The organism is Streptomyces sp. NRRL F-5630, assembly GCF_000719475.1.
GTDB lineage: Bacteria > Actinomycetota > Actinomycetes > Streptomycetales > Streptomycetaceae > Streptomyces.
Genome location: NZ_JOGO01000236.1, coordinates 1 through 201 on the forward strand (window position 1 = coordinate 1; position 201 = coordinate 201).

Sequence of the window (201 nt, forward strand, 5' to 3'; positions counted from 1 at the left end):
GAGGAGTACACCGGCGGCGGCGTGTACGGGGGCGGCGCAGGGGCATCGATGCCGCTGCCGAGCCCGTCCGGCAGATCGGACGAGACGGTCGTGTTCGGCCGGGGCGCCGGGCCGGGCGTGAAGAGGTCGCTCTTGACCGTCGTGCCCTTGACGTTCGCACCGCCGGGGCCCCCGTGCGGCTTCTCGGACACCGGGGGCTTC

General features: G+C 74.6%; 1 pseudogene. It reads right to left on the reverse strand.

From position 1 onward, the window contains the following. Nucleotides 1-201 (reverse strand): annotated as a pseudogene (locus IF99_RS31535) (hypothetical protein); the annotation flags it as partial.